This window comes from Streptomyces sp. NPDC012510 (assembly GCF_042955065.1).
GTDB lineage: Bacteria > Actinomycetota > Actinomycetes > Streptomycetales > Streptomycetaceae > Streptomyces.
Genome location: NZ_JBIBEN010000009.1, coordinates 283,218 through 306,254, shown reverse-complemented (window position 1 = coordinate 306,254; position 23,037 = coordinate 283,218). Strand labels below are relative to the sequence as shown.

At 73.3% G+C, this 23,037-nt stretch carries 10 protein-coding genes; 4 read left to right on the top strand and 6 right to left on the bottom strand.

What is annotated here, in order from left to right:
- Window positions 1-91 precede the first annotated feature (91 nt).
- Window positions 92-7,048, bottom strand: a complete 6,957-nt coding sequence (locus ACFY9I_RS19560) for an SDR family NAD(P)-dependent oxidoreductase (protein ID WP_391003154.1) — start codon at window positions 7,046-7,048, stop codon at window positions 92-94.
- A gap of 82 nt (window positions 7,049-7,130) precedes the next feature.
- Complete coding sequence (locus ACFY9I_RS19555) at window positions 7,131-13,805, bottom strand: beta-ketoacyl synthase N-terminal-like domain-containing protein (protein WP_391003152.1); 6,675 nt, start codon at window positions 13,803-13,805, stop codon at window positions 7,131-7,133.
- Window positions 13,806-14,053: 248 nt separating this feature from the next.
- Between ACFY9I_RS19555 and ACFY9I_RS19550 the strand changes: the two genes are divergently transcribed.
- On the top strand, window positions 14,054-14,812 hold the full coding sequence (locus ACFY9I_RS19550; protein WP_391003150.1) for an alpha/beta fold hydrolase: 759 nt from the start codon (window positions 14,054-14,056) through the stop codon (window positions 14,810-14,812).
- Window positions 14,813-14,924: 112 nt separating this feature from the next.
- Here the strand turns inward: ACFY9I_RS19550 and ACFY9I_RS19545 are convergent, their stop codons facing one another.
- The 4 genes from ACFY9I_RS19545 to ACFY9I_RS19530 all read right to left on the bottom strand — a co-directional run bounded on the left by ACFY9I_RS19545 (window position 14,925) and on the right by ACFY9I_RS19530 (window position 17,997).
- The gene (locus tag ACFY9I_RS19545) at window positions 14,925-16,097 is read right to left on the bottom strand and encodes a restriction endonuclease (RefSeq protein ID WP_391003149.1); all 1,173 of its coding nucleotides are present in this window, start codon (window positions 16,095-16,097) and stop codon (window positions 14,925-14,927) included.
- Window positions 16,098-16,261: 164 nt separating this feature from the next.
- Window positions 16,262-17,101, bottom strand: a complete 840-nt coding sequence (locus ACFY9I_RS19540) for a methyltransferase domain-containing protein (protein ID WP_391003147.1) — start codon at window positions 17,099-17,101, stop codon at window positions 16,262-16,264.
- 126 nt (window positions 17,102-17,227) lie between these two features.
- The gene (locus ACFY9I_RS19535; RefSeq protein ID WP_391003145.1) at window positions 17,228-17,740 is read right to left on the bottom strand and encodes a hypothetical protein; all 513 of its coding nucleotides are present in this window, start codon (window positions 17,738-17,740) and stop codon (window positions 17,228-17,230) included.
- A gap of 38 nt (window positions 17,741-17,778) precedes the next feature.
- Window positions 17,779-17,997 carry a hypothetical protein gene (locus ACFY9I_RS19530; RefSeq protein ID WP_391003143.1) on the bottom strand — a complete coding sequence of 73 codons (219 nt, stop codon included), beginning with the start codon at window positions 17,995-17,997 and terminating at the stop codon, window positions 17,779-17,781.
- Between the two features lie 336 nt (window positions 17,998-18,333).
- On the opposite strand from ACFY9I_RS19530, the gene ACFY9I_RS19525 reads away from it, so the two are divergent.
- The 3 genes from ACFY9I_RS19525 to ACFY9I_RS19515 all read left to right on the top strand — a co-directional run bounded on the left by ACFY9I_RS19525 (window position 18,334) and on the right by ACFY9I_RS19515 (window position 23,037).
- Window positions 18,334-19,149 carry an SAM-dependent methyltransferase gene (locus ACFY9I_RS19525; RefSeq protein ID WP_391003142.1) on the top strand — a complete coding sequence of 272 codons (816 nt, stop codon included), beginning with the start codon at window positions 18,334-18,336 and terminating at the stop codon, window positions 19,147-19,149.
- A 178-nt stretch (window positions 19,150-19,327) separates the two neighbouring features.
- Window positions 19,328-20,587, top strand: coding sequence for a hypothetical protein (locus ACFY9I_RS19520; protein ID WP_391003140.1), 1,260 nt, complete (start codon window positions 19,328-19,330; stop codon window positions 20,585-20,587).
- 170 nt (window positions 20,588-20,757) lie between these two features.
- Window positions 20,758-23,037, top strand: coding sequence for a M4 family metallopeptidase (locus ACFY9I_RS19515; protein ID WP_391003139.1), 2,280 nt, complete (start codon window positions 20,758-20,760; stop codon window positions 23,035-23,037).

The window sequence follows — 23,037 nt, the reverse complement described above, 5'->3', positions numbered from 1 at the left end:
GACTCGGCAACCAACATAGCCAAGGCACAGCAGCCATGGAAGTGAGCATTCCGAAAACGCTCCTGATGCGACGTGTAAAGATTCTCAGAGTTCACTGAGAAGTATGATTACGCGTCAGTTCTCCGTCCACATCGCTTCCTGTGGAAAGGGATCTGGCCATTTCCACCAGAGCGGCCGCGTCCATGGATCGAATCTCGTCGCTCTGGTCGGGTGCCGCCCGTACGGCCGCTTGCGGCGGTGCCGTCCCGCCGCCGGCGAGGGCGAGCAACGGGTCCAGCAGGCCGCTCTCGCGCAGTCGCGCCAACGGTACGGACATGATGAGGCTGCGGATCTCCGCCTCCTGCTCGACGCCGGCCGTCGCGGTGGCCGTAGGGGTCCCGCCGGGTGCGAGTTCCGCCGACACATGGGCGGCGAGCGCGTCGAGTCGAGGGTGGTCGAAGACCAGGGTGGCCGGAAGTCGTAGCCCCGTGGCGGCGTTCAGCCGGTTCCGGAGTTCGACGGCCGTGAGGGAGTCGAAGCCCATCTCACGGAACGAACGGTCCGTGTCCACCAGTCCAGCGCCGGCGTGCCCGAGCACGGCGGCGACCTCGCCGCGCACCATGGCGAGCAGGGTGCTCGTGCGCCGTTCCTCCGGCATGGCGGCCAGGCGCCTGCGCAGCACCGCCCCCGGCTCGTGCGTCTCCTGGGCGGCGGTCCGGCGCCGGGTTCGGGTGGCGGACGGGCCGAGGAGGGGCTGGAACAGCGCCGGCAGCGGTTCGCGGGCGTGCCGCGCCCGCAGGGCGGCGCCGTCCACCGGCGCGGCCACCACAGCGGGGTCCGGGGTCCTGCCCGACAGCGTCTCGTCGAACAGGGCGAGCGCTTCTTCGGTGGGCAGGGCCCGGAAGCCGCCGGACCGCAGCCGCCGGTGATCGGTGGCGTCGAGATGGGCGGTGAGGGCGCTGCCGCGCTCCCACAGGCCCCACCCGATGGAGAGGGCGGGCAGGCCTCGCGCCCGCCGGTGGTGGGCGAGGGCGTCGAGGAAGGCGTTGGCGGCCGCGTAGTTCGCCTGGCCCGGTGAGCCGACGGTGGCGGCGGCCGAGGAGAACAGCACGAACTGCCTGATCTCAGGGTGGAGTTCGGTGAGCCGGTGCAGATTCCAGGCCCCGTGCGTCTTGGGCCGGAGCACCGGGGTGAGCCGGTCCGCCGTCAGGGAGCCGAGGGCACCGTCGTCGGTGGTGCCCGCGCAGTGCACGATGCCGCCCAGCCGTACCCGGAGGCGAGCGAGGACGTCGTGGAGCCGCTGCACCGCGTCGTCGTCCGCGATGTCACCGGCCACGATCTCGACGCGGGCGCCCGCCGTCACCAGTTCGTCGCGCAATGCCTGTGCCTCGGGCGTCCGGGGTCCCGAGCGGGACAGCAGGAGGAGGTGGCGGGCCGCGTGGTGGGTGACGAGGCGCCGGGCGACCAGGGCGCCCAGGGTGCCGGTGCCACCGGTGACGAGCACGGTCTCGTCCGGGGCGAACCCGGCGGGCGGCAGGGTCAGTACGGCCTTGCCGACGAGTGTGGCCTGCGCCAGCGCCCGGAAGGCGCGTGGGGCGTGGTGGACGTCCCAGGTGGTCGCCGGGGGCGGGGTGAGCGTGCCGTCGGCGAACAGGGTCGCCAGTTCGCGCAGGATCTCCTGGATCCGCTCCGGCCCCGCGTCGGCCAGGTCGAACGGCCGGTAACCGACCCCGGGATGTTCGGCGGCGACCCGCCGTGGGTCCCGTGGATCGGTCTTGCCCATCTCGACGAACCGTCCACCACGCGGCAGCAGGTGGAGGGAGGCGTCGGTGAACTCGCCCGCCAGACAGTTGAGGACGACGTCCATGCCCCGGCCGTCGGTGGCGGTGAGGAACGCGTCACGGAACTCCAGGGTCCGCGAGTCCGCGAGGTGCGCGTCGTCGAGTCCGGCCGCGCGCAGCGCGTCCCACTTGGGCCGGGAGGCCGTCGCGTACACCTCGGCCCCCAGCCGGCGGGCGAGCTGGACCGCGGCGGAGCCCACGCCGCCCGCCGCCGCGTGGATCAGGACCCGTTGGCCGGCGCGCAGCCCGCCCAGGTCCACCAGGCCGTAGTACGCGGTGAGGAAGGCGACGGTGGCCGACGCGCCCTGCGCGTCGGTCCATCCGACGGGCACCGGCGCGAGCAGCCGGGCGTCGGCCACGGACAGCGGCGCGAACGGGGTGTCGAGCGTGCCCATCACCCGATCACCGGGAGCGGGCCAGGTCACGCCCGGACCCACCTCGGTCACCACCCCGCACCCCTCGCTCCCCAGTCGGGCCCGGTCCGGATACATACCGAGCGCGATGAGGGTGTCCCGGAAATTCAGCCCGGCCGCCCGCACGGCCACCCGCACCTGCCCCTCGCCGAGTTCGGCGCTGCCGGCCTCGTCGGGCACGAGCGCGAGGTTCCCGAACGACCCGGGCTCGGTGACGTCCAGCCGCCACCCCGCGCCCCCGGCGGGCGGACGCAGCCCGTCGGACTCACCACCGCCCCGCACCAGCCGCCGCCCGTACACCCTGTCCCCACGCACCGCCACTTCGGCCTCTCCGGAGGCAAGGACCGCGTCGAGCCTGGCAGAGGTGAGGGCACAGCCGATGACCGACACCGGAACGGGAACGCCTCCGGCGGAAGAGACCGGGACGGATGCGCCCCCGGCCGACGCAACCGGGACGGCGACACCCCGAACCGACGGAACCGGAACGGATTCACCTCCGCTCGACGCAACCGGGACGGCGACACCCCCAGCCGACGGAACCGGAACGAAATCACCTCCGCTCGACGCAACCGGGACGGCGACACCCTCAACCGACGAGACCGCGGCGGGAGGGCCATCGGCCGACCGGACCGGGACGGGAAGACCCCCAACGGACTGCACCGGCACGGGAACGCCGTCAGTCGACGTAAGCGGAACGGTGAGGACCCCGGAGAGCGGGGATGGGGCGGGCCGGTCGTCCGGGGCCTCGTCCACGAGGATGATCCGGCCCGGCTCCTCCGTCTGGGCCGACCGTAGGAGGCCGACGAGGGCGGCGTGGGCGGTCCCCGTGGCGGTGGGAGGAGTGCCGGGCAGGGGTGCGGCGCCCCGGGTGACGATCACCAGGGGCGGCTCGGTGGGCCTGTCGGCGGCCAGCCAGTCCCGCAGGAGGTCCAGGCCCCAGATGGTGGCGCGTCCGGCGGCTTCGGCCGGCGCGTCGGCGGCGGTGACGGGGCAGCGGGCGACCACGGCCGACGGTTTCGGTCCATCCCCGGCGAGCGCGGCGTCCAACTCGGCCACATCGCCGAACCCCTGGTCCCCGAGTTGGACGTACGTCCCCGCGCTCGTGACGCGCACCGGCAGTTCCGGCCACTCGACACGCAACAGCCCGTCCGGCCTCGCGGGGGCCGCCGCTGCCAACCGGTCGGGGGAGACCGGGCGGAAGGCGAGTTCGTCCACGGCGAGGACGGGCGCGCCTAACGCGTCCACGGCGTACAGGGACAGCCCGTCGCCCCCGGTCGGCGCCAGCCGGACCCGCAGCGACGCGGCACCGGCCGCGTACGCCGTCACACCCGACCAGGAGAACGGCAGCCGGGCGCCACCGTCGAGCGTGCCCGAAAGCAGACTGACACCGTGCAGAGCCGCGTCCAGCAGCGCGGGGTGCGCCACGAACCCGTCGCCCCGGGTGTCCACGGGGTCCGTCCCGACCTCGGTGAACACCTCGTCGCCGCGCCGCCACGCGGCCCGCAGCCCTCGGAAGGCCGGCCCGTACCCGAACCCTGCGGTCGCCATCTTTTCGTAGAGACCGTCCAGTTCGACCGGTTCGGCCCCGGCCGGTGGCCACACGCCCAGCTCGAACTCCGGCTGCGGAGACCCGCCCAGGACGGCGCTGCCGTGCCGGGTCCACTCCTCGCCGCCCGACTCCGTACGGGAGAAGAAGCGCACCGCGTGCCGGCCGTCCTCGTCCGCGTCGTCCACGACGATCTGCAACCGCACCGGCTCCGACTCGCTGAGCAACAGCGGTGCCGCGAGGACGAGTTCGTCGACCCGGGGCGTCCCCATCCGCTCGCCCACCCACAACGCCAGCTCCAGGAAGGCCGTACCGGGCAGCATGACGGTGCCGTGCACCACGTGGTCGGCCGTCCAGGGATGCTCCCTCGGCGAGAGCCGCCCGGTGAACACCGTGCGGTCCCCGTCGGCCGGTTCCACGACGGCACCGAGCAAGGGGTGGTCGACCCGGCCCAGCCCGGCGAGGGCCGCGTCGCCGAACCGCGCCGCCGGCATCTCCGTCCAGTAGCGCCGGTGCTGGAAGGCGTACGTGGGCAGGTCCACCCGTCGCGCTCCGGTACCGGCGAAGCAGGCCTGCCAGTCCACCGGCGCCCCGTGTACGTACGCCTCCCCCAGCGACAGCAGCAACCGCTCCCGCCCGCCCTCGCCCCGCCGCAACGTGCCGGTCACCGCGACCTCACGCCCGACCTCCTCCGCCGTCTCCCGCACCGCTCCCGTCAGGACGGCGTGCGGGCTCACCTCCACGAACAGCCCGTGCCCCTGCTCCAGCAGGGCACGCGTCACCTGCTCGAACAGCACCGGCTGCCGCAGGTTCCGGAACCAGTACGCGCCGTCCAGCCCGGCCGTGTCGACAGGGCCGCCGGTGACGCATGAGTGGAAAGCCACCCGTGACGCGGCCGGCTCCACCGGCCTCAGCAGCCCGGCCAACTCATCCCGAATCTCCTCCACCTGAGCGGAGTGAGAGGCGTAGTCCACCGCGATACGCCGGGCGCGCGCTCCCCGCGCCTCCGCCTCGGCGACGACCTGGTCCAGACCGTCCGGAGTACCGGCGACCACGACGGAGGACGGCCCGTTGACCGCCGCCACCTCCACCCGGCCGTCGACCAACGGGGACAGGGTGCGTACCTCGTCGACCGGGAGCCGCACGGACGCCATGCCGCCACGGCCGGAGAGGGCGAGGATCGCCTTCGACCGGAGCGCCACCACCCGCGCCCCGTCCTCCAACGACAACGCCCCCGCCACCACAGCCGCCGCGATCTCACCCTGCGAATGCCCGACAACCGCCGCAGGCTCCACCCCGTACGACCGCCACACCTCCGCCAACGACACCATCACCGCCCACAACACCGGCTGCACCACATCCACCTGCACCAACTCGCCGCCCCCACACAGGACTTCGGCCAGCGACCAGTCGACGAACGAGGACAACGCCTCCTCACACTCCGCCATCCGAGCCGCGAACACCGGCGAGGACTCCAGCAGTTCCACCGCCATCCCCGCCCACTGCGACCCCTGCCCCGGAAACACGAACACCGGCCCCGGACCGCCGCCCGCACGCCCCCGCACCACCCCCGCGTCCGACCGCCCCGCCGCGACCGCGGCCACACCCCGCAGCAGTTCCTCACGGTCCGAACCCACCACCACGGCCCGGTGCTCCAGTGCCGCACGGGAGACCGCCGACGAGAAACCGACGTCCTGCGGGCGTACGTCGGGGTGGTTCTCCAGGCCGATGAGCAGCTTCGCCGCCTGGGACCGCAGCGCGGTCTCTCCGCGTGCGGAGAGCAGCCAGGGCACGGGCCCGGTGCTCTGGCTCCCGTCCGCGGTCGTGTCCACGGACGTGCCCACGGTCGTGCCCGGTGTCCCGTCGCCCTGTTCGAGGACGATGTGGGCGTTGGTGCCGCTGATCCCGAACGACGAGACGCCGGCGCGACGGGGACGCCCCGTCTCCGGCCACTGCCGGGCCTCCGTCAGCACCTCCACCGCGCCCGCCGACCAGTCCACCTGCCGCGTCGGCTTGGCCACGTGCAGGGTCCTGGGCAGCACCCCGTGCCGCAGCGCCATCACTGTCTTGATCACGCCGCCCACACCGGCGGCCGCCACGGTGTGGCCGATGTTGGACTTGACGGAGCCGACCCACAACGGCCTGTCCTGCGGCCTGCCCTGCCCGTACGTCGCCAGCAGTGCCTGCGCCTCGATGGGATCTCCCAGTTGGGTCCCGGTGCCGTGCGCCTCCACCGCGTCCACGTCCGTGGGCGACAGGCCCGCGTTCACCAGGGCGTCGCGGATCACCCGCTGCTGGGACGGACCGTTCGGCGCGGTCAGCCCGTTGGAGGCGCCGTCCTGGTTGACCGCCGAACCACGGATCACGGCCAGCACCGGCCGGCCGTGCCGGCGGGCGTCGGACAGACGCTCCACCATCAGCACACCCACACCCTCCCCCCAGCCGGTGCCGTCGGCCGAGTCGGCGAAGGCCTTGCAGCGGCCGTCGGAGGCGAGGCCGCCCTGACGGGCGAACTCGGGGAAGATGCCGGGGGTGGACATGACGGCCACACCACCCGCGAGTGCCAGGTCGCACTCCCCCGTCCGCAGCGCCTGCACGGCGAGGTGCAGGGTGACGAGGGAGGAGGAGCAGGCCGTGTCAACGGTCAGGGCCGGGCCCTCGAGACCGAGCGTGTAGGCCACCCGGCCGGACATCACGCTGCTGGTCGTGCCGGTCAGCGACGAGGTCTCCTCTGCGTCACGGCTCCTCGCGATCAGACCGGCGAAGTCCTCGGTTCCGCCGCCGAGGAAGACGCCGGTCCGGCTGCCGCGCAGCGAGTGGGGGTCGATTCCCGCCCGTTCCACGGCCTCCCAGGACACCTCCAGCAGCAGCCGCTGCTGCGGATCCATCGTCAGCGCCTCGCGCGGGGAGATCCCGAAGAACTCCGCGTCGAAGCCCGCGGGGTCATCGAGGAAGCCCCCCTCAAGGGTCACCGAGGAGGAGGCGCCGCCGGCCGCTTCGTACAGGTCCTCCAGCGGCCAGCCCCGGTCGCGGGGGAAGGGACCGATCGCGTCGACACCGTCGGCCACCATGCGCCACAGGTCGTCGGGGGTGGCGACCCCGCCGGGGAACCTGCAGGCCATGCCGGTGACGGCGATCGGCTCCCGTACCCGGTCCTCCGTCCGCCGCAGGCGCTCGCGGAGGTCACGGGCGTCGGCGATGGCCCGCCTGAGGTACTCGCGGAGCTTGTTCTCGGTGGCGCTGCCGGGTTCGGCGGATGTGCTGGGCATGCGTGCGTCACTTTCCTCGAGGTGGGGGTGTGGTGCCTGCTCCCGGCGGGGTGGGGGCCGTCGGGAGCGGATTCCGGCCGGGTCAGGCCGGCCGGGCTCCGTCGTCGACCATGGCGAAGAGGTCGTCGTCGGAGGCCGTGTCGAGGTCGTGGTCGTGGTCGTGGTCGGTGGGGGTACCGTCCGGTCGGCTCCAGGTCTCCAGTGCCCGGCGCAGCCGTTCGTCGAGGTGCCTGCGGTCCGGGTCGTCGTCGGAGACGTTCTCCAGGTGCCTGACGAGGCCGTCGAGGAGGGCCAGCGCCTCCTGCGCCGGTGACGCCTGGGGAGGGGCGAGTTCGGTGCGCAGCAGCTCCGCCAGCGCCTGGGGGGTCGGGTGGTCGAAGACGAGGGTCGCGGGCAGCCGCAGTCCGGTCGCCGCGCCGAGGCTGTTGCGCAGCTCCACGGCGGTCAGGGAGTCGAAGCCGAGTTCGCGGAAGGTCCGCTGGGAGCCCAGCGAGTCGGGTGAGCCGTGGCCGAGGACGGTGGCGGTGTGGGTGGTGATGAGGTCCAGCAGCAGCCGCTCGCGCTCGCGGTCGGAGAGTCCGGCCAGTCGTTCGGCCAGGTCGGGTTCCTTGGTGCCCGCGACGGCGGCGCGCCTGAGGACGGGGGCCTGGACCAGGGCGCGGAAGACGGCGGGCAGGGTGCCCGCCTCGGCCTGTCCGCGCAGGGCCGCGGTGTCCAGTGCCAGGGGTGCCACGGCGTCGGCGTCCACCCCCAGGGCGGCGTCGAACAGGGCGAGCCCCTGGTCGGGGGCGAGGGCGCGGAGCCCGGAGCGTGCCATACGCCGCTGGTCGGTGTCGCCGAGCTTGGCGGTCATACCGTCGCCGGCCTGCTCCCAGGCGCCCCAGAGCAGGGAGACACCCGCGAGTCCTCGGGCCCTGCGCTGTGCGGCGAGGGCGTCCAGGCAGACGTTGGCCGCCGCGTAGTTGGCCTGGCCGGGGTTGCCGGTGAAGCCGGAGGCGGAGGAGAACACGGCGAACACGGCCGGGTCGTGGCCGAGTTCACGGGTGACGGCGTCCAGGTGGGCGGCGGCGTCGGCCTTGGGCCGCAGGACGCGGTGGAGTTGCTCGTCGGTGAGTCCGGCGGCGATGCCGTCGTCGAGGACGCCGGCGGTGTGCACGATCGCCGTCGGCGGCCGGTCGGCCGGCAGCCCGGCCAGTGCGGTGTGCAGGGCGTCGCGGTCGGCCGTGTCGCAGGCCAGGGTCGTGACGTCGACAGCGCCGGCCGCCCGCAGCTCGGCCTCGGTCTCGGCGGCCCCGGGGGCGTCGGGGCCCCGGCGGCTGAGCAGCAGCAGATGCCGGGCGCCGTGGCGGTCGACCAGATGCCGGGCGACGAGACCGCCGAGGTGACCACCGGCGCCGGTGACGACGAAGGTGCCCGAGGGGTCGGTCCGGCGGGGCACGGTGAGGACGGCCTTGCCGACCAGTTTGGCCTGGCTGAGCGCGCGGAAGGCGTCGCGGGCCCGGCGGATGTCCCAGACCGTCAGCGGCGGCGCGGTGAGCGCTCCTGCGGCGAAGAGGTCGAGGACCGCCCGGAGCATCTCACGCATCCGGTCGGGGGCCGCCTCCTGGAGGTCGTACGCCTGGTAGGCGACGCCGGGGTGGGCGGCGGCCACGGCCCGCGGGTCGCGGATGTCGGTCTTGCCCATCTCCAGGAAGTGGCCGCCGCGCGGCAGCAGGCCGAGGCCCGCGTCGACGAACTCCCCGGCGAGGCAGTCCAGGACGACGTCCATGCCCTGCCCGCCGGTGCTCTCGCGGAAGTGGTCGGCGAAGTCGAGGCTGCGCGAGTCGGCGGTGTGGGCGTCGTCGAGCCCGGCGGCCCGGAGCACCTGCCGTTTTCCGGCGCTGCTGGTGGCGAACACCTCGGCGCCCAGGTGGCGGGCGAGCTGGACGGCGGCTGTGCCGACGCCTCCGGCGCCCGCGTGGACGAGGACCCGCTGTCCCGGGCGGACACCGGCGAGGTCCACCAGGCCGTAGTAGGCGGTGAGATAGGCGATCGGTACGGCGGCGGCCTGTTCGAAGGTCCAGCCGTCGGGCATCGGGGCCAGCCAGCGGTGGTCGGTGACGGCGACCGGCCCGAAGGTGGCGGGGCCCAGGCCGAGCACGCGGTCGCCGGGTCGGATGCCGGGCACGTCCGGGCCCACGGCGCTGACCACGCCGGCGAGTTCTCCGCCGAGGCCGCGCAGCCCGGGGACGAGGCCGAGGGCGACGACGACGTCCCGGAAGTTCACCCCGGAGGCGCGGACCTCCACCCGTACCCGGCCGGGTGCGAGCGGTGCGCCGAGGTCGTCGGGGGCCGGTACGAGCGCCAGGTCGTCGATGGTGGCGCCCTCGCCCGCCCGGTCCAGGACCCAGGGCGCGGGCCCGGACGGCGGCAGCAGCGCGGTGTCACGGGAGAGGGGCAGCAGCCGGGGCGCGTGGACGGTGCCCGCGCGCACGGCTAGCCGGGGTTCCGGGAACGCCACGGCGCGGGTGAGGACGGCGGCCGAGGCCTGGTCGCCGTCCCAGTCGACGACGCCGATCCGGTCGGGGTTCTCGTGCGCGGCGGAACTCAGCAGCCCCCACACGGCGGCGGCCACCGGATCGGGGGCGCCCTCTTCGGCGCCGACGCGTACGGCGCCGCGCAGCAGCACGGTCAGCCGGGCGGCGCCGTCGTCGGCGGGGTCGGCCAGCCACCCCCGCACGGTGTCGAGGGCCCGCGCGGTCGCGGTGTGGACGGCCGCCACGGCCGCGAGGTCGCCGGGTTCCGTGTCGGCGGGGAGGGCGGCGTCGAGCGCGAGGAGGACCTGGTCGGCCTTCCGCGCGGCGGTGCCGGCGTCGGGGTGGTGGACGGCCGCGTCCAGGGCGGGCAGTCGGCCCGGGTCTCCGACGAGGGCCCAGCGGTCGGCCGGGGCGGCGGGCTCGGCCGGCAGCGGCACCTCTTCCCAGCCGGGCAGGTGGAGGTCGTCCGTCGACGCGGTGGGTGCCGGGGCGGCGAGGTCGGGGGCGGCGCGGACGGTCAGCGAGCGGATCGTCGCCACGGGGGTGCCCGTCGGGTCCGCGAGCGCGAGGGCGAAGCCGTCCGGTCCGGTGGGGGTGATCCGGACGCGCAGCGCGGTGGCGCCGGTGGCGTGCAGGGTGACCCCGTCCCAGACGAACGGCAACCTGGCCTCGCCGGCCGCCTCGGCGAACGGGCCGCCCGCGAAGACGGCGGCGTGCAGGGCGGCGTCGGCGAGCGCGGGGTGGAGCGCGAAGTCGGCGGCGCCCGCGACCGATTCGGGCAGGGCGACCTCGGCGTACACCTCGTCGCCGTGCCGCCAGGCGCGCCGGACGCCCTGGAAGGCCGGGCCGTAGTCGAAGCCGCCGGCCGCGAAGTGGGCGTAGAGGGCGGTCGTGTCCACGGGGGTGGCGTCCGCCGGGGGCCAGGGGGTCGCCGTGCCCGGGTCGGTTTCCGGCTGTTCGGTGCCGAGGACGCCGTCGGCGTGGGTGGTCCAGTCGTCTCCGTCGGCGGTCTCCGGCTGGGAGACGACCCGGAAGGCGCGTCGTCCGTCCGCGTCGGGTTCGCGGACGACCACCTGGACGCGGACACCGCCGGTCGCGGGCAGGACCAGGGGGGCCTGGAGGACGAGTTCGCCGACGGCCAGGGCCGTACGGGTGGTGGCCTCCAGGCGTGCGGCGGCGTGCAGGGCGAGCTCCAGCAGGGCGGTGCCGGGGACGAGGACCGAGCCGCCCACCGCGTGGTCGGCGAGCCAGGGATGGGTGTCCAGGCCCAGGCGGCCGGTCAGCAGCAGGGTGCCGGTACCCGCGACGGTGACGGCGGCGCCCAGCAGGGGGTGCCCGGCGGTGGGCAGCCCGGCCGCGCCCGTGGTGGCGGACGCGCCCGGCTTGGGCCGCAGCCAGTAGTGCCGTCGCTGGAAGGCGTACGTCGGCAGCGGCACCCGTCGTGCGCCCCGGCCCGCGAAGAGGGCCGCCCAGTCGACAGGGACGCCACGGACGTGCAACTGGGCGAGCGCGGTGACGAGGGCGCGGGCCTCGGGCTGGTCGCGGCGCTGCGCCGCCACGGGTCGCGCCGTGTCCTCGTCGCCGTCCGCCATGGCGGTGAGCGCCGCGTCCGGGCCCAGTTCGAACAGGGTGGTGACACCCGCGTCCCGCAGCGCGCGGGTCACGTCGTGGAAGCGCACGGTGTCCCGGACCTGGCGGGCCCAGTACTCCGGCGAACTCCACTCGTCGTCGTCCTGGAGGGCGCCGGTGACGCTGGAGACGACGGGAACGACCGGCGGACGGAACTCAAGCTTCCGTACGACGTCACGGAAGTCGTCGAGCATGGGATCCATCAGCGGCGAGTGGAAGGCGTGGGAGACACGCAGGCGCCGGGTGCGGCGGCCGAGGCCGGCGAAGTGCGCGGCGATCGAGGCGACCGCCGCGGCCGTGCCGGAGGCCACCACGGAGCGCTCACCATTGACGGCGGCCAGCGCGACGGCGTCCTCCTGGCCCGCGAGCAGCGGAGCGACCTCCCCTTCGGTGGCCTCCAACGCCACCATGGCGCCGCCCTCCGGCAGGGCCTGCATGAGCCGGCCCCGGGCGGCGACCAGGACGCAGGCGTCGGGCAACGTCAGCATGCCGGAGACGTGGGCGGCGGCCAGTTCGCCGATGGAGTGCCCGGCCAGGTGGCGGGGCGTCACCCCGCAGCTCTCCACCAGACGGAAGAGCGCCACCTCCATCGCGAACGTCGCCGCCTGGGTGTACCGCGTCTCGTCCAGCAGCGCGGCCTCGTCGGTGCCGGGCTCGGCGAACATGAGGTCCCGCAAGGGCTGTTCGAGATGGTCGTCGAGTTCCGCGCAGACGGAGTCGAGGGTCTCGGCGTAGACCGGGAAGACGGCGTACAACTCCCGGCCCATGCCGGGGCGTTGGGCCCCCTGTCCCGTGAACAGGAAGGCACAGACCTGTTCGTCGGCCAGTCCCGTCACCAGGCCGGGGGCGGGTTCCCCGTTCGCCAGCCCGGTCAGGCCCCGGGCGAGGTCGTCGCCGTCCGCCACGACGACCACGGCCCGGTGTTCCAGCGCGGCACGGGTGGTGGCGGTGGCATGGCCAAGGTCCAGCGGACGGGGGCCGTCGGCGTCGGCGGCACGGGCCACGTACTCGTGCAACCTGGCGGCCTGCGCCCGCAGCGCTCCGGCGTCCCGGGCGGAGACGAGGACGGGTACGGCGGGGAGGGGCCGGGTGGCGGGGGTGGGGGTGGGGGTGGTGGGAGTGGTGGCGGGGGTGGCTCGCGGGGCCGCAGCGTCGACCGCTCCTCCGCCGTCTTCCGCACGGGACCGATCCGGCTCCCCCGGGGCGGTGACGTCCGACTCGCCGTCCGGCGGGGCCTGTTCGAGGATCACGTGGGCGTTGGTGCCGCCCACGCCGAACGAGGAGACGGCGGCCCGCCGGGGGCGGCCGAGGTCGGGCCAGTCGCGCGACTCCGTCAGCAGCTCGACGGCTCCGGCCGTCCAGTCCACCTGCGGTGTCGGCCGGTCGACGTGGAGCGTGCGCGGCAGCCGCCCGTGCCGCATCGCCATCACCATCTTGATGACACCGGCGGCTCCGGCGGCGGCCTGGGGGTGCGCCAGGTTGGACTTCACCGACCCCAGCCACAGCGGTTGTCCCTCGGGCCGCTCCGCGCCGTAGGTGGCCAGCAGTGCCTGTGCCTCCACGGGGTCGCCGAGCCGGGTGCCGGTGCCGTGCCCCTCGACGACGTCGACGTCGGCGGCGGTCAGCCGGGCGTTGGCCAACGCCTGGCGGATGACGCGCTGTTGGGAGGGGCCGTTGGGTGCGGTCAGCCCGTTGGACGCGCCGTCCTGGTTGACGGCGGTGCCCCGGATCACGGCGAGGACCTGATGCCCGTGGCGCCGCGCGTCCGACAGCCGCTCCACGACGAGTACGGCCGCGCCCTCGCCCCACGCGGTGCCGTCGGCGGCGTCCGCGAACGAACGGCAACGTCCGTAGGGGGCGACGTTCCCCTGCCGGGTGCTCTCGACGAAGGTGAAGGGGCTGGACATCACGGTGACACCGCCGGCCAGCGCCAGCTCGCACTCGCCGGTCCGTAGCGCCTGGGCCGCCAGGTGCAGGGTGACCAGGGAGGAGGAACAGGCCGTGTCGACGGTGAGGGCCGGGCCCTCAAGGCCGAGGGTGTAGGCGACCCGGCCGGAGACCACGCTGCCGGCGATTCCGGTGGACAGCAGTCCCTGCGCCTCGTCGGGGAGCGTGGACAACTCGCCGCCGTAGTCGTGGTACATGATCCCGGCGTAGACGCCGGTGCGGCTGCCGCCGAGGGTGGCGGGCACGATCTGGGCGTGCTCCAGCGCTTCCCAGCAGACCTCCAGCAGCAACCGTTGCTGCGGATCCATCGCGAGCGCCTCGCGCGGGGAGATCCCGAAGAACCCGGCGTCGAACTCGCCCGCGTCGTACAGGAAGGCGCCCTCCCGGGCGCGGCTGGTGCCGAGCCGGTCGTCACCGGGGGCGAACAGGGCGTCGAAGTCCCAGCCCCGGTCCCCGGGCATGGCCCCCACGGCGTCCCGGCCTTCCTCCACCAGCCGCCACAGCTCGTCGGGGCCGTTGACGCCGCCGGGGAAACGGCATCCGATACCGACGACGGCTATGGGTTCGCTGTCGGCGTCCTCCAGCCGTTTGAGCCGTCTGTGCGCCTTGCGGAGATCGCCCGTCATGGTACGGATGTACTCGACGAGCCGTGCTTCGTCCGTCACTGGAACCCCCTGGGGTCGGAGCCGTGCGGATGTTCACCAGGGAGCGGGCAGCGGCAGCCGCAGGACGGCGGGCCGAGCGGTCCTGGATATTTATAGATTCAAGTAGAGACGGTCACGGGTGCCCGGCAACACCCCTGACCTCCACCCCGGAGGTTAGGGGTGGGGTCAGGGGGCCGACCCGAGCCGACGGGTCGCCGGTGACTGTTAGCGTCCGAGGACCGCCAGCCCCGAACCCCCGGAGCCACCAGGTGACCGTGCAGACCGACGACAGGGATCTGTGGATCCGCCGCTACCACCCCGCTCCGGACAGTGCCGTGCGGCTGCTGTGCCTGCCGCACGCCGGAGGATCGGCGAGCTTCTACTTCCCCGTGTCCCAGGCCCTCTCCCCACGGATCGACGTGCTTGCGGTGCAGTACCCGGGACGTCAGGACCGCCGCCTGGAAGCCTGCGTCGAGACGATCCCCGAACTCGCCGACCGGCTGCTGCCGTTGGTCCTCCAGGAAGCGGACCGCCCGCTCGCCCTCTTCGGTCACAGCATGGGCGCCTCACTCGCCTTCGAACTCGCCGGCCTCCTGGAGCGACAGGCCGGCGTCGTACCCGCGATGCTGTTCGCCTCGGGCCGACGCGCCCCCTCCCGCTTCCGCGCCGAGGACGATGTGCACCGCCGTGGGGACGACGCCCTCCTCACCGAGATCAAACGGCTGGCCGGCACCGACACCCGCATCCTCGGCGACGACGAGATGCTCCGCATGATCCTCCCCGCTCTTCGCAGCGACTACCGCGCCGCCGAGCTGTACCGCCCCGACCGCTTCCACCGACTGTCGTGCCCGATCACGGCGTTGACCGGCGACACCGACCCCAAGGCACCCTCGGACGATGTGAGCGCCTGGCAGGACCACACGACCGGCCCCTTCGCCCTGCACACCTTCCCGGGCGGCCACTTCTACCTGGTCGACCAGGCCCCCCAGGTCATCAAGCTGATCACCGAAACGCTGACCTACCGCTGACGGACCGCTGACGGACCACCGGCAGTCCACCCGCGGACTGCCGACCGGCCACCGACCACCTACCGACGCGGCCACCTACCGACCCGACCCGACCGCCTACAGACCCGGCCACTTACCGACCCGCCTCCCGACCGCCTCGGGCATCGGCCTCGGCCAGGAGGTCGTGAGCGACGGAGTTGACCGCTTCCACCCCGCCCTGGCGGTCGAAGCGGAACAGGAGCGTCCCGCTGGTCCCGGCCCAGGTGCGGGCCTGGGGTGTGTAGCCCGCGGCGGAGAAGAAGACGCCCGTCTTTCCCTCGTGGGCGGCGACACCGTGCAGTTGCTGCACGGTCGGGCGACCCGTGGGCTTGCCCTCCAGCTTGACCTGGGCGACGGCACGGGCGCTGACGACGTCGATACCGCTGTCCGCACCGACGGGTGTCGCGACCGCGTCGGCGAAGCCCAGGTAGCGCATCCACTCGGCGGCGATGAGCTCGGCGTCGCGGGCCTCCCGGATCAACCGCTCGGGTGGCCTGCCGGAAGGGACGGTGGCCGTACGGCGGGACGAGGCGGCGAGTTCACGGGCGGCGACGGCCGTCTCCAGGCCGTGGTTGGTGGAGAAGGGGAAGGTGCGCGCGCCGGAGGCCAGGAAACCGTGGGCACCGGGCTGGATCTCCGGGGCGTCGTCGCGGTAGACGACGTCACGGTCCTTCACCACCAGCGCCCGGTCGGTGACGATCGCCAAGGACCGGCCGCTGTCGGAGGCATCCTGCCCCGGGCCGATGGCCAGGCCGAGGATCCATTCGTCTGCGGCGACATGGGCCCGGGCCAGTTTGGTGAACCGCACCGTGAGCGGCTGCGGGTCGAACGGGCCGAGCCGGGCCATACAGGCGGCGACGGCGTCCTCCACGGTCGAGCCGAACGGCGGCAACTCCTCCAACAGCCGCTCGGCGTCCTCCCCGACGTCCCGTACGGGCGGGGTCGCGTGCGCCGACGCGGCCCCATCGGCGACCACCCGGACCGCGTCCCTGTCCGCGGCGGCCACCCTGGCGGTGGTGCTGAAGTTCGCCCTCCAGACCACCACTCCCAGCGAGGCGAGCAGCCCCACCCACAGCACCGCCCACGACCCGGACACGACCGCCGCCACCACACTGGCGGCCACCGCGCCGCAGCCAAGAACGGGGGCACTGATCGCGCCACCGCCGTCCGGCGGACACGACGCACCGTCCGGCCGCTGATGCCGGGCCATCCCCTGCCGGGTCGCCGCCACCTGCTGACCACACAGCGGACACACCAGTCTGCTCATCCGCCCGCCCCCAGCGCCGCGCCTGTCGATCTCTCCCGGGCCGGAGACTAACAGCGGTCACCGACAGCACCGCTACCCACTGCCGCTCCGGCTGTCGTCGGCGTCGCCCTGGGCATCGACACGGGCACGGGCACAGGCTTTGACGGCGTCCAGGCAGGCATCGCTCAAGCGGGTGGCTTCCGCCAGATCCTGATCTCGGTCGCCGGAGGGCGTTCCGCGAACCGGTTGTCGGGTGCGGCCCGCCCCAGCACAACACGCAGATCCCGCTCGAAGTCCTCCAGCCGGTCGCCGAACAGGTGCGGCGCGGAGTCGGACCGGGAGAACGCCCACGCGACGATGTCGTCCGTGGTGCGGGTGACCACCTCACCTGCGGGTACGACATGCCGCTCGTACTCCTCGAACCCGGCACGCGCGATGACGAGGTCCTCGCCGCTCGGTGTGCCGTTGACGAGCTGTCCCTGCCCCGCCCGGCGCACCGGGCCCAGATACCGGCGTACGAGGTCTCCGACACGGTCGTACGGCGGCGCGGGCAACGGCAGGGGCGTCGGGTCGGGCGGCGGGTCCTTGAGTTCACTGATGTGGACGAACGCGCCGCCCGGCTCCAGCATCTCCCGCACGGTCGCCGCGACCCGGTCACGATCCGTCCAGTGGAAGGACTGGGCGAACACCACGGCCCGGAACTCGCCCAGTCCCGCGGGCAGATCCTCGGCGCGGGCGGCCACCCAGCGCACGTTGGTCACCCCGCGACGGGCGGCCCGTCGCTCGGCCTCGGCGAGCATGTCCTCGTCCGGGTCGACGCCGACCGCCTCCGAGAAGAACCTCGCCATCGGGAGCAGCACGACGCCTGGCCCGCAGCCGACGTCGAGGAGTCTGCCCCGGCCGTCCAGGGCGAGTGCGTCGGCGAGCGTCTCGGCGAAGCCCACCGCGTACGGGAGCCGGCCGCGTTCGTAGTAGGCGGCACTCCCCTGGAACAGCGTGCCGTCCCATTCCCATCCGTCAGGCATGTGTGTTCCACTCCACGGGTCGGCGAGGCGGTCGGCGGATGCGGACCCTCGGCGGTGTCGCGGTCATGCATACCAGCCGAACTCCGCAACGCGCTTCTCCATGAAACGGTCACCCGCGCCGGGCGATCAACCCGAGGGAGGCGGGACCGAGGCCGAGGGACGTACGGTGCTCGACCGGCTCGGCAGCCGGAGGGTCGCCGCGTTCCGCACGCGGCGGGTGCGTCCGTGTTCGGCGAGCAGGGTGAGGGCCTCGGGTAAGGCGGCGGCCCGTTCGGTCACCGCCGTGCGCTGGAACCAGTCGGACGCCGTGGTGATGTCCTCGGGAGCCCACGGTTCGCCCCGTGCGATCGCGCCGAGCAGGGCCCATTCCCGCAGCCGGCGGACGAGGAAGGCCCGCTCGGCCACCACACCGGTCATCGTGTGGACCCATGCCGTGAACCGGGAGTCGGGCAGCAGTCGGGCGGCCCGGCGGTCGAGATGGCGGACCACCGCGCTCTGGGCCATCGCCGCGTCCTCGTCGCGCAGGACGGCCGCCACCAGTTCGGCCTCGTCCGCCTCCGCGACGGCCTCCAGTGCCGTGAGATACCGGCGGAAGCGCAGGTGTTCGGCCGGTTCCTCCTCGATGCGAGGGTCGGTCACAGGGCCCGCCCTCCCGGTCGGTCGACGATCAGCGTGCCCTAGGCGCCCAGGCCGAGCAGGGCCACCTCCAGCGGAAGCACGGGGCGCTCGGGGAGTGCGGGGGGCTCCTCACCCCGGCCCGTGTGCGTGGGCGGGACTGGCTGGAGGGCCTTGATTCCGGCGGCGGCCCATCCCGCGTCCGTCGGAGGCAGCGACAGGGTCATACGTCGTCCGTCGGCCAGGGTGGTCTCGAGCTTGCCCGAGTCGTTCGTCGTCATGGCAACCCACTTCCGTCGCACACCAGATGTGTACAGCCTCCACCGGAAGGACGCCTGTTCGAGCCGAGAAGTTCCGCCCCGAGGGATCCTCCTCAGGCAACTCGCCTTCGTCACCGAGGCCCTGGCGTGAGATCGAGCCCGCAGCTCGGCCCTACGCCCCCCTCGCCCCGCGCCTCGCGCCCCGCGCCCCACACCGCTCGCCCTCTCCCCTCGCGCGGCCGCGCGACCTCCCCGACATCGACCCACCGGAAACGGGAACTGACGTACGGAACAAGGGCGTCGGGACGTAGGTTGTGTCTGGAACTCCTCGCTTCGGCTGAAAGACGAACGGTAGACATGACCGACCACGCGACCACGCCCGGACCGGCGGCGCATCAGAAGATCGACACCTCGGTGCCCCACTCGGCCCGTATCTGGAACTACTGGCTGGGCGGGAAGGACAACTACCCCGTCGACGAGCAGGCCGGCGACGCGTACACCGCCGTGTTCCCCGGCATCGTGACCATCGCCCGCAGCAGCCGCGCGTTCCTGCGGCGCAACATCACGTACCTGGTCGCCGAGGCGGGCATCCGGCAGTTCCTGGACGTCGGGACGGGCCTGCCGACCGCCGACAACACCCATGAGGTCGCCCAGCGGATCGCTCCCGAGACCCGGATCGTGTACGTCGACAACGACCCGATGGTCCTGGCGCACGCCCGCGCCCTGCTCTACTCCACGCCGGAGGGGGCGACCGCGTACGTCGACTCCAACGTCCACACCCCGGACCGCATCCTCGAGGCCGCCGCCGACACACTCGACCTCAGCCGGCCCACCGCTCTGATCCTCAGCAACATCCTGGGGCACATCGGCACCTACGACGAGGCACGCTCCATCGTGACCCGGTTGATGGGGGCGCTGCCGTCCGGCAGCTACCTTTCCATCAACGACGGTTCGCGCGGCGTCGACCCCGTTTTCGAAGCGGCCCAGGACGCGTACAACGAGAGCGGCGCGGTCCCGTACAACCTGCGCACCGCCGACGAGATCACCTCGTTCTTCGACGGCCTGGAACTCCTGGATCCCGGCGTGGTCTCCGTCCCCCTCTGGCGCCCCGACCCCACTGCCCCGGCCCCCCAGGTCATCGCCGAACACGGCGGCCTCGCCCGCAAGCCGTGACGCCGTCGCCCCGTGACGCCGTGATGTGAGCCGGTGCGTGGGCGTGGGGCGCCACCATCCCCCACGCCCACGCCCCTACTTGGCACCCGCCGTCGCCGGGGCGCCGGGCGGGCGAGTCAGCGAACCCGACGGAAAACGGCTGGCCGCCGGTGGGGCGTCTCGGGCAGGCTTCGCGGTGATGAGTGACCTCTCCACGGACGACCGGACCTATGCCTCCCCACGCTCGCTGGAGGGTCTGCTGCAACGAGGGCGAGGGCTGGGCGCGCTGCGAGCTCCGGGTGAGCTCGGGACTTCGGCCGAGCCCGTGGCCGAGGTCGTGCGGCAGGACTGGCGGTGGGACATGACCGTGGACGACCGCGACCTCTATCTCGCCCGGCTGGTACGGGAGTCGGGGCTCGGCCTTGAGCCGGTGTTCGCCCTCCTGGCGGGTGACGACGACGAGTGTGAGCGGGCCACCGGCATTCTGGAGCTGCTGGCACTGTCGGGGTCGGTCGAGGCTCGGGAAGGGCTGCGGAGGTATGTCCGTGAGGGCGAGCACTGGGCCGATGTGCTGGAGTCGGTGGCGCATGCCTGGCCCGTCGAGTGGTGGGACGACCTGGCCGGCGTCGCACGGGAGCGACTGGGTGGGGACCGGCCTCGGCTGTGGCGCTCCGAGCCCTGGGTGCGCTGGCGGGCGGGAGCCGGAGCGAACGCGCCGGTACCGGCGCACCGGACGCACACGATCGACATCGGGCCGAGCAGGAGCCGGCTGCTGGCCGTCCTCGCCGACGGTGGTTCGCCCCGGGGTGCCAAGAGGCAGGCGTTGTGGGCCCTGGCCGGGCGTCCGCCGGAGCCGGCGCTGATCCCGCTGGTACCCGACCTTGCGGAGGCGAACGGTGAACTGCCCCTGCCCGGGCTCGGGGCGGCGGTGCTGCGGCTCGGTCCGCTCGCCGTGCCCGAGGCACGGGCGTGGGCGGTGGACGGGCGGCCGACGCTGTCGTGGATCGGAGTACGGGTGCTGGCGCAGCACGGCACGGTCCAGGATCTGCCCGCGCTGATGGCGGAGCTGTCGGCGCACGAAGAGGCACGCCAGTGGTGCGGGCCCGACCAACTGGCCACGGGGATCGCCCGTTTCGGACCGGCGGGCGCGGAGGCCGCCCCGGTGCTGCGCCGGCTCTGGCTGCGTACCCCCCACTCGTACGAGCGTCCCGCCTATCTGAAGGCGCTGGCGGCCGTCGCACCCGCCGGACTCGACTTCGCGTTCACCGAGTCGCTGTGGGACTGCGAAGCGAACGCCCGTCTGCTGGGAATCGCGCACGCACCCGATCTCCCGCACGTGCGGGAGCGACTGACATGGCTGCGGGACGACCCTATGGAGGACGCCGAGGTGCGGGCCGCCGCCGGAAACCGCCTGGTCACCGGCGTTCGGCAGGCGCGCACTTTCCGGCCAAACACTTGATATGCCCCTGACATAGTGGGCTCAGTCTGTCACTCTGTGCTCATCCCGTCTCACGACGGCGCACGCGCACCCGCATCGCAGCACTCCCTGCTCCACCCGGTGCCTCGACCCGTGCACCGGGTCCTTCGTACGGCCGCTCGTCCAACGTCGGCCGCAGCAAAGGAGTTCGCGTGAGATCCACCCCCCACAGACGTACCTCGGCCATGGCCGCGCTCGTTGTCGCGGCGGCGGTAGTCGCCGTCGCCGCCCCGGGCGCCCCGGCGAACGCACGCGGTGACGGAGGAGAAGGCACCGTCCGTCCCGCCGCCGCGAAGCCGGACCGCGGGGCACTGCCCGCGCAGCTCACTCCCACTCAGCGCGAGAGCCTCATCCGCAAGGCCGAGAAGGCCACGGACCGGACCGCCGACCGCCTCGGGCTGGGCGGCAAGGAGGAGTTGCGCGTCCGCGATGTCGTCAAGGACGCCGACGGCTCCGTGCACACCCGCTACGAGCGCACCTACGCCGGTCTTCCCGTGCTCGGCGGCGACCTGGTCGTCCACGCCTCCAAGTCCGGTGCGGTGCGCGGCGTCACCCGGGCCCACAAGGCCGAACTGAAGGTTTCCGACCTCAGCGCCGAGGTCAGCAGGGCCGCCGCCGAGAAGCAGGCGCTGGCGGCGGCGAAGGAAGAGGGCTCCACCAAGACCGAGCCGGACAGCAGCCGCAAGGTCGTCTGGGCCGCGAAAGGCACCCCGACGCTCGCCTACGAGACCGTCGTGAGCGGTTTCCAGCACGACGACACCCCCAGCGAGTTGCATGTCATCACCGACGCGCAGACCGGGAAGAAGCTGTTCGAGTACGAGGCGGTGCACACCGGCACGGGCAACACCCGCTACAGCGGCACGGTCACGCTCGGCACGAGCCAGTCCGGCTCGTCGTACACGCTGACCGACGCCGACCGGGGCAACCACCGCACGTACAACCTGAACCGGGGCTCGTCCGGCACCGGCACCCTGTTCAGCGGCTCCGACGACATCTGGGGCGACGGGACCACCGCCAACCTGGAGACCGCCGGGGCGGACGCGCACTACGGGGCCGCGCTGACCTGGGACTACTACAAGAACGTGCACGGGCGCAACGGGCTGCGCAACGACGGTGTCGCCCCGTACAGCCGCGTCCACTACGGCAACAACTACGTCAACGCGTTCTGGCAGGACTCCTGCTTCTGCATGACGTACGGCGACGGGTCGGGCAACGCCAACCCGCTGACCTCGATCGACGTGGCCGCCCACGAGATGACCCACGGGCTCACCTCGGTCACCGCCAACCTCAACTACAGCGGTGAGTCGGGCGGGTTGAACGAGGCGACCTCCGACATCTTCGCCGCCGCCGTGGAGTTCGCCGCGGGCAACCCCGAGGACGTCGGGGACTACCTGGTCGGCGAGAAGATCGACATCAATGGCGACGGCACGCCGCTGCGCTACATGGACAAGCCCAGCAAGGACGGCTCGTCGCGAGACTACTGGTCCTCCTCGCTCGGCTCCGTCGACGTGCACTACTCCTCCGGTCCGGCCAACCACTGGTACTACCTGGCCTCCGAGGGCAGCGGCGCCAAGGTCGTCAACGGGGTCTCCTACGACTCCCCCACGTACGACGGGCTGCCGGTGACGCCGATAGGCCGGGAGGCGGCCGAGAAGATCTGGTTCCGGGCGCTCACCACGTACATGACGTCCACGACCAACTACGCGGGCGCCCGCACCGCCACCCTGCAGGCCGCCGCCGACCTGTACGGGCTCGGCTCGGTGACCTACAACAACACCGCCAACGCCTGGGCCGCGATCAACGTCGGCCCCAGGATCCTCGACGGGGTGACGGTGGTCCCGCCGGCCGCCCAGTACTCCCTGGTCGGCCAGACGGTCACGCTGGACGTCCAGGCGTCCTCCACCAACGCCGGCGCCCTGTCTTACGCGGCCACCGGTCTGCCGGACGGTCTGTCCATCGACGCCGCCACGGGCCGCGTCTCGGGTACGCCGACCACGGCCGGGAACTGGACGCCGACGGTCACCGTGACGGACGCGGCCGACGAGACCGGGACGGCGAGCTTCGCCTGGCGGGTGGACGAGGAGGGCAACCAGTCGGTCTTCGAGAACACAGCCGACTACCAGATCCCCGACAACTCCACCGTGGAGTCCCCGATCAACGTCAACCGGGCCGGAGCGGCGTCCAGCACGCTCTCGGTGGATGTGAACATCGTCCACACCTGGCGCGGTGACCTGGTCGTCGACCTCGTGGCCCCCGACGGCACGGCGTACCGGCTCAAGAACTCCTCGTCGTCCGACTCGGCCGACAACGTGGAGGCGACATACACGGTGGACGCCTCCTCCGAGACCGCCGCGGGCACCTGGAAGCTGCGGGTCCAGGACGTGGCCAGCCTGGACACCGGCTACGTCAACAGTTGGAAGCTGACCTTCTGA

Coding starts and splice junctions, on each gene's coding strand:
- ACFY9I_RS19560 (WP_391003154.1), bottom strand. CDS start 7,048: ATGCCCAGCACATCCGCCGAACCCGGCAGCGCCACCGAGAACAAGCTC.
- ACFY9I_RS19545 (WP_391003149.1), bottom strand. CDS start 16,097: ATGAGCAGACTGGTGTGTCCGCTGTGTGGTCAGCAGGTGGCGGCGACC.
- ACFY9I_RS19540 (WP_391003147.1), bottom strand. CDS start 17,101: ATGCCTGACGGATGGGAATGGGACGGCACGCTGTTCCAGGGGAGTGCC.
- ACFY9I_RS19530 (WP_391003143.1), bottom strand. CDS start 17,997: ATGACGACGAACGACTCGGGCAAGCTCGAGACCACCCTGGCCGACGGA.
- ACFY9I_RS19525 (WP_391003142.1), top strand. CDS start 18,334: ATGACCGACCACGCGACCACGCCCGGACCGGCGGCGCATCAGAAGATC.
- ACFY9I_RS19520 (WP_391003140.1), top strand. CDS start 19,328: ATGAGTGACCTCTCCACGGACGACCGGACCTATGCCTCCCCACGCTCG.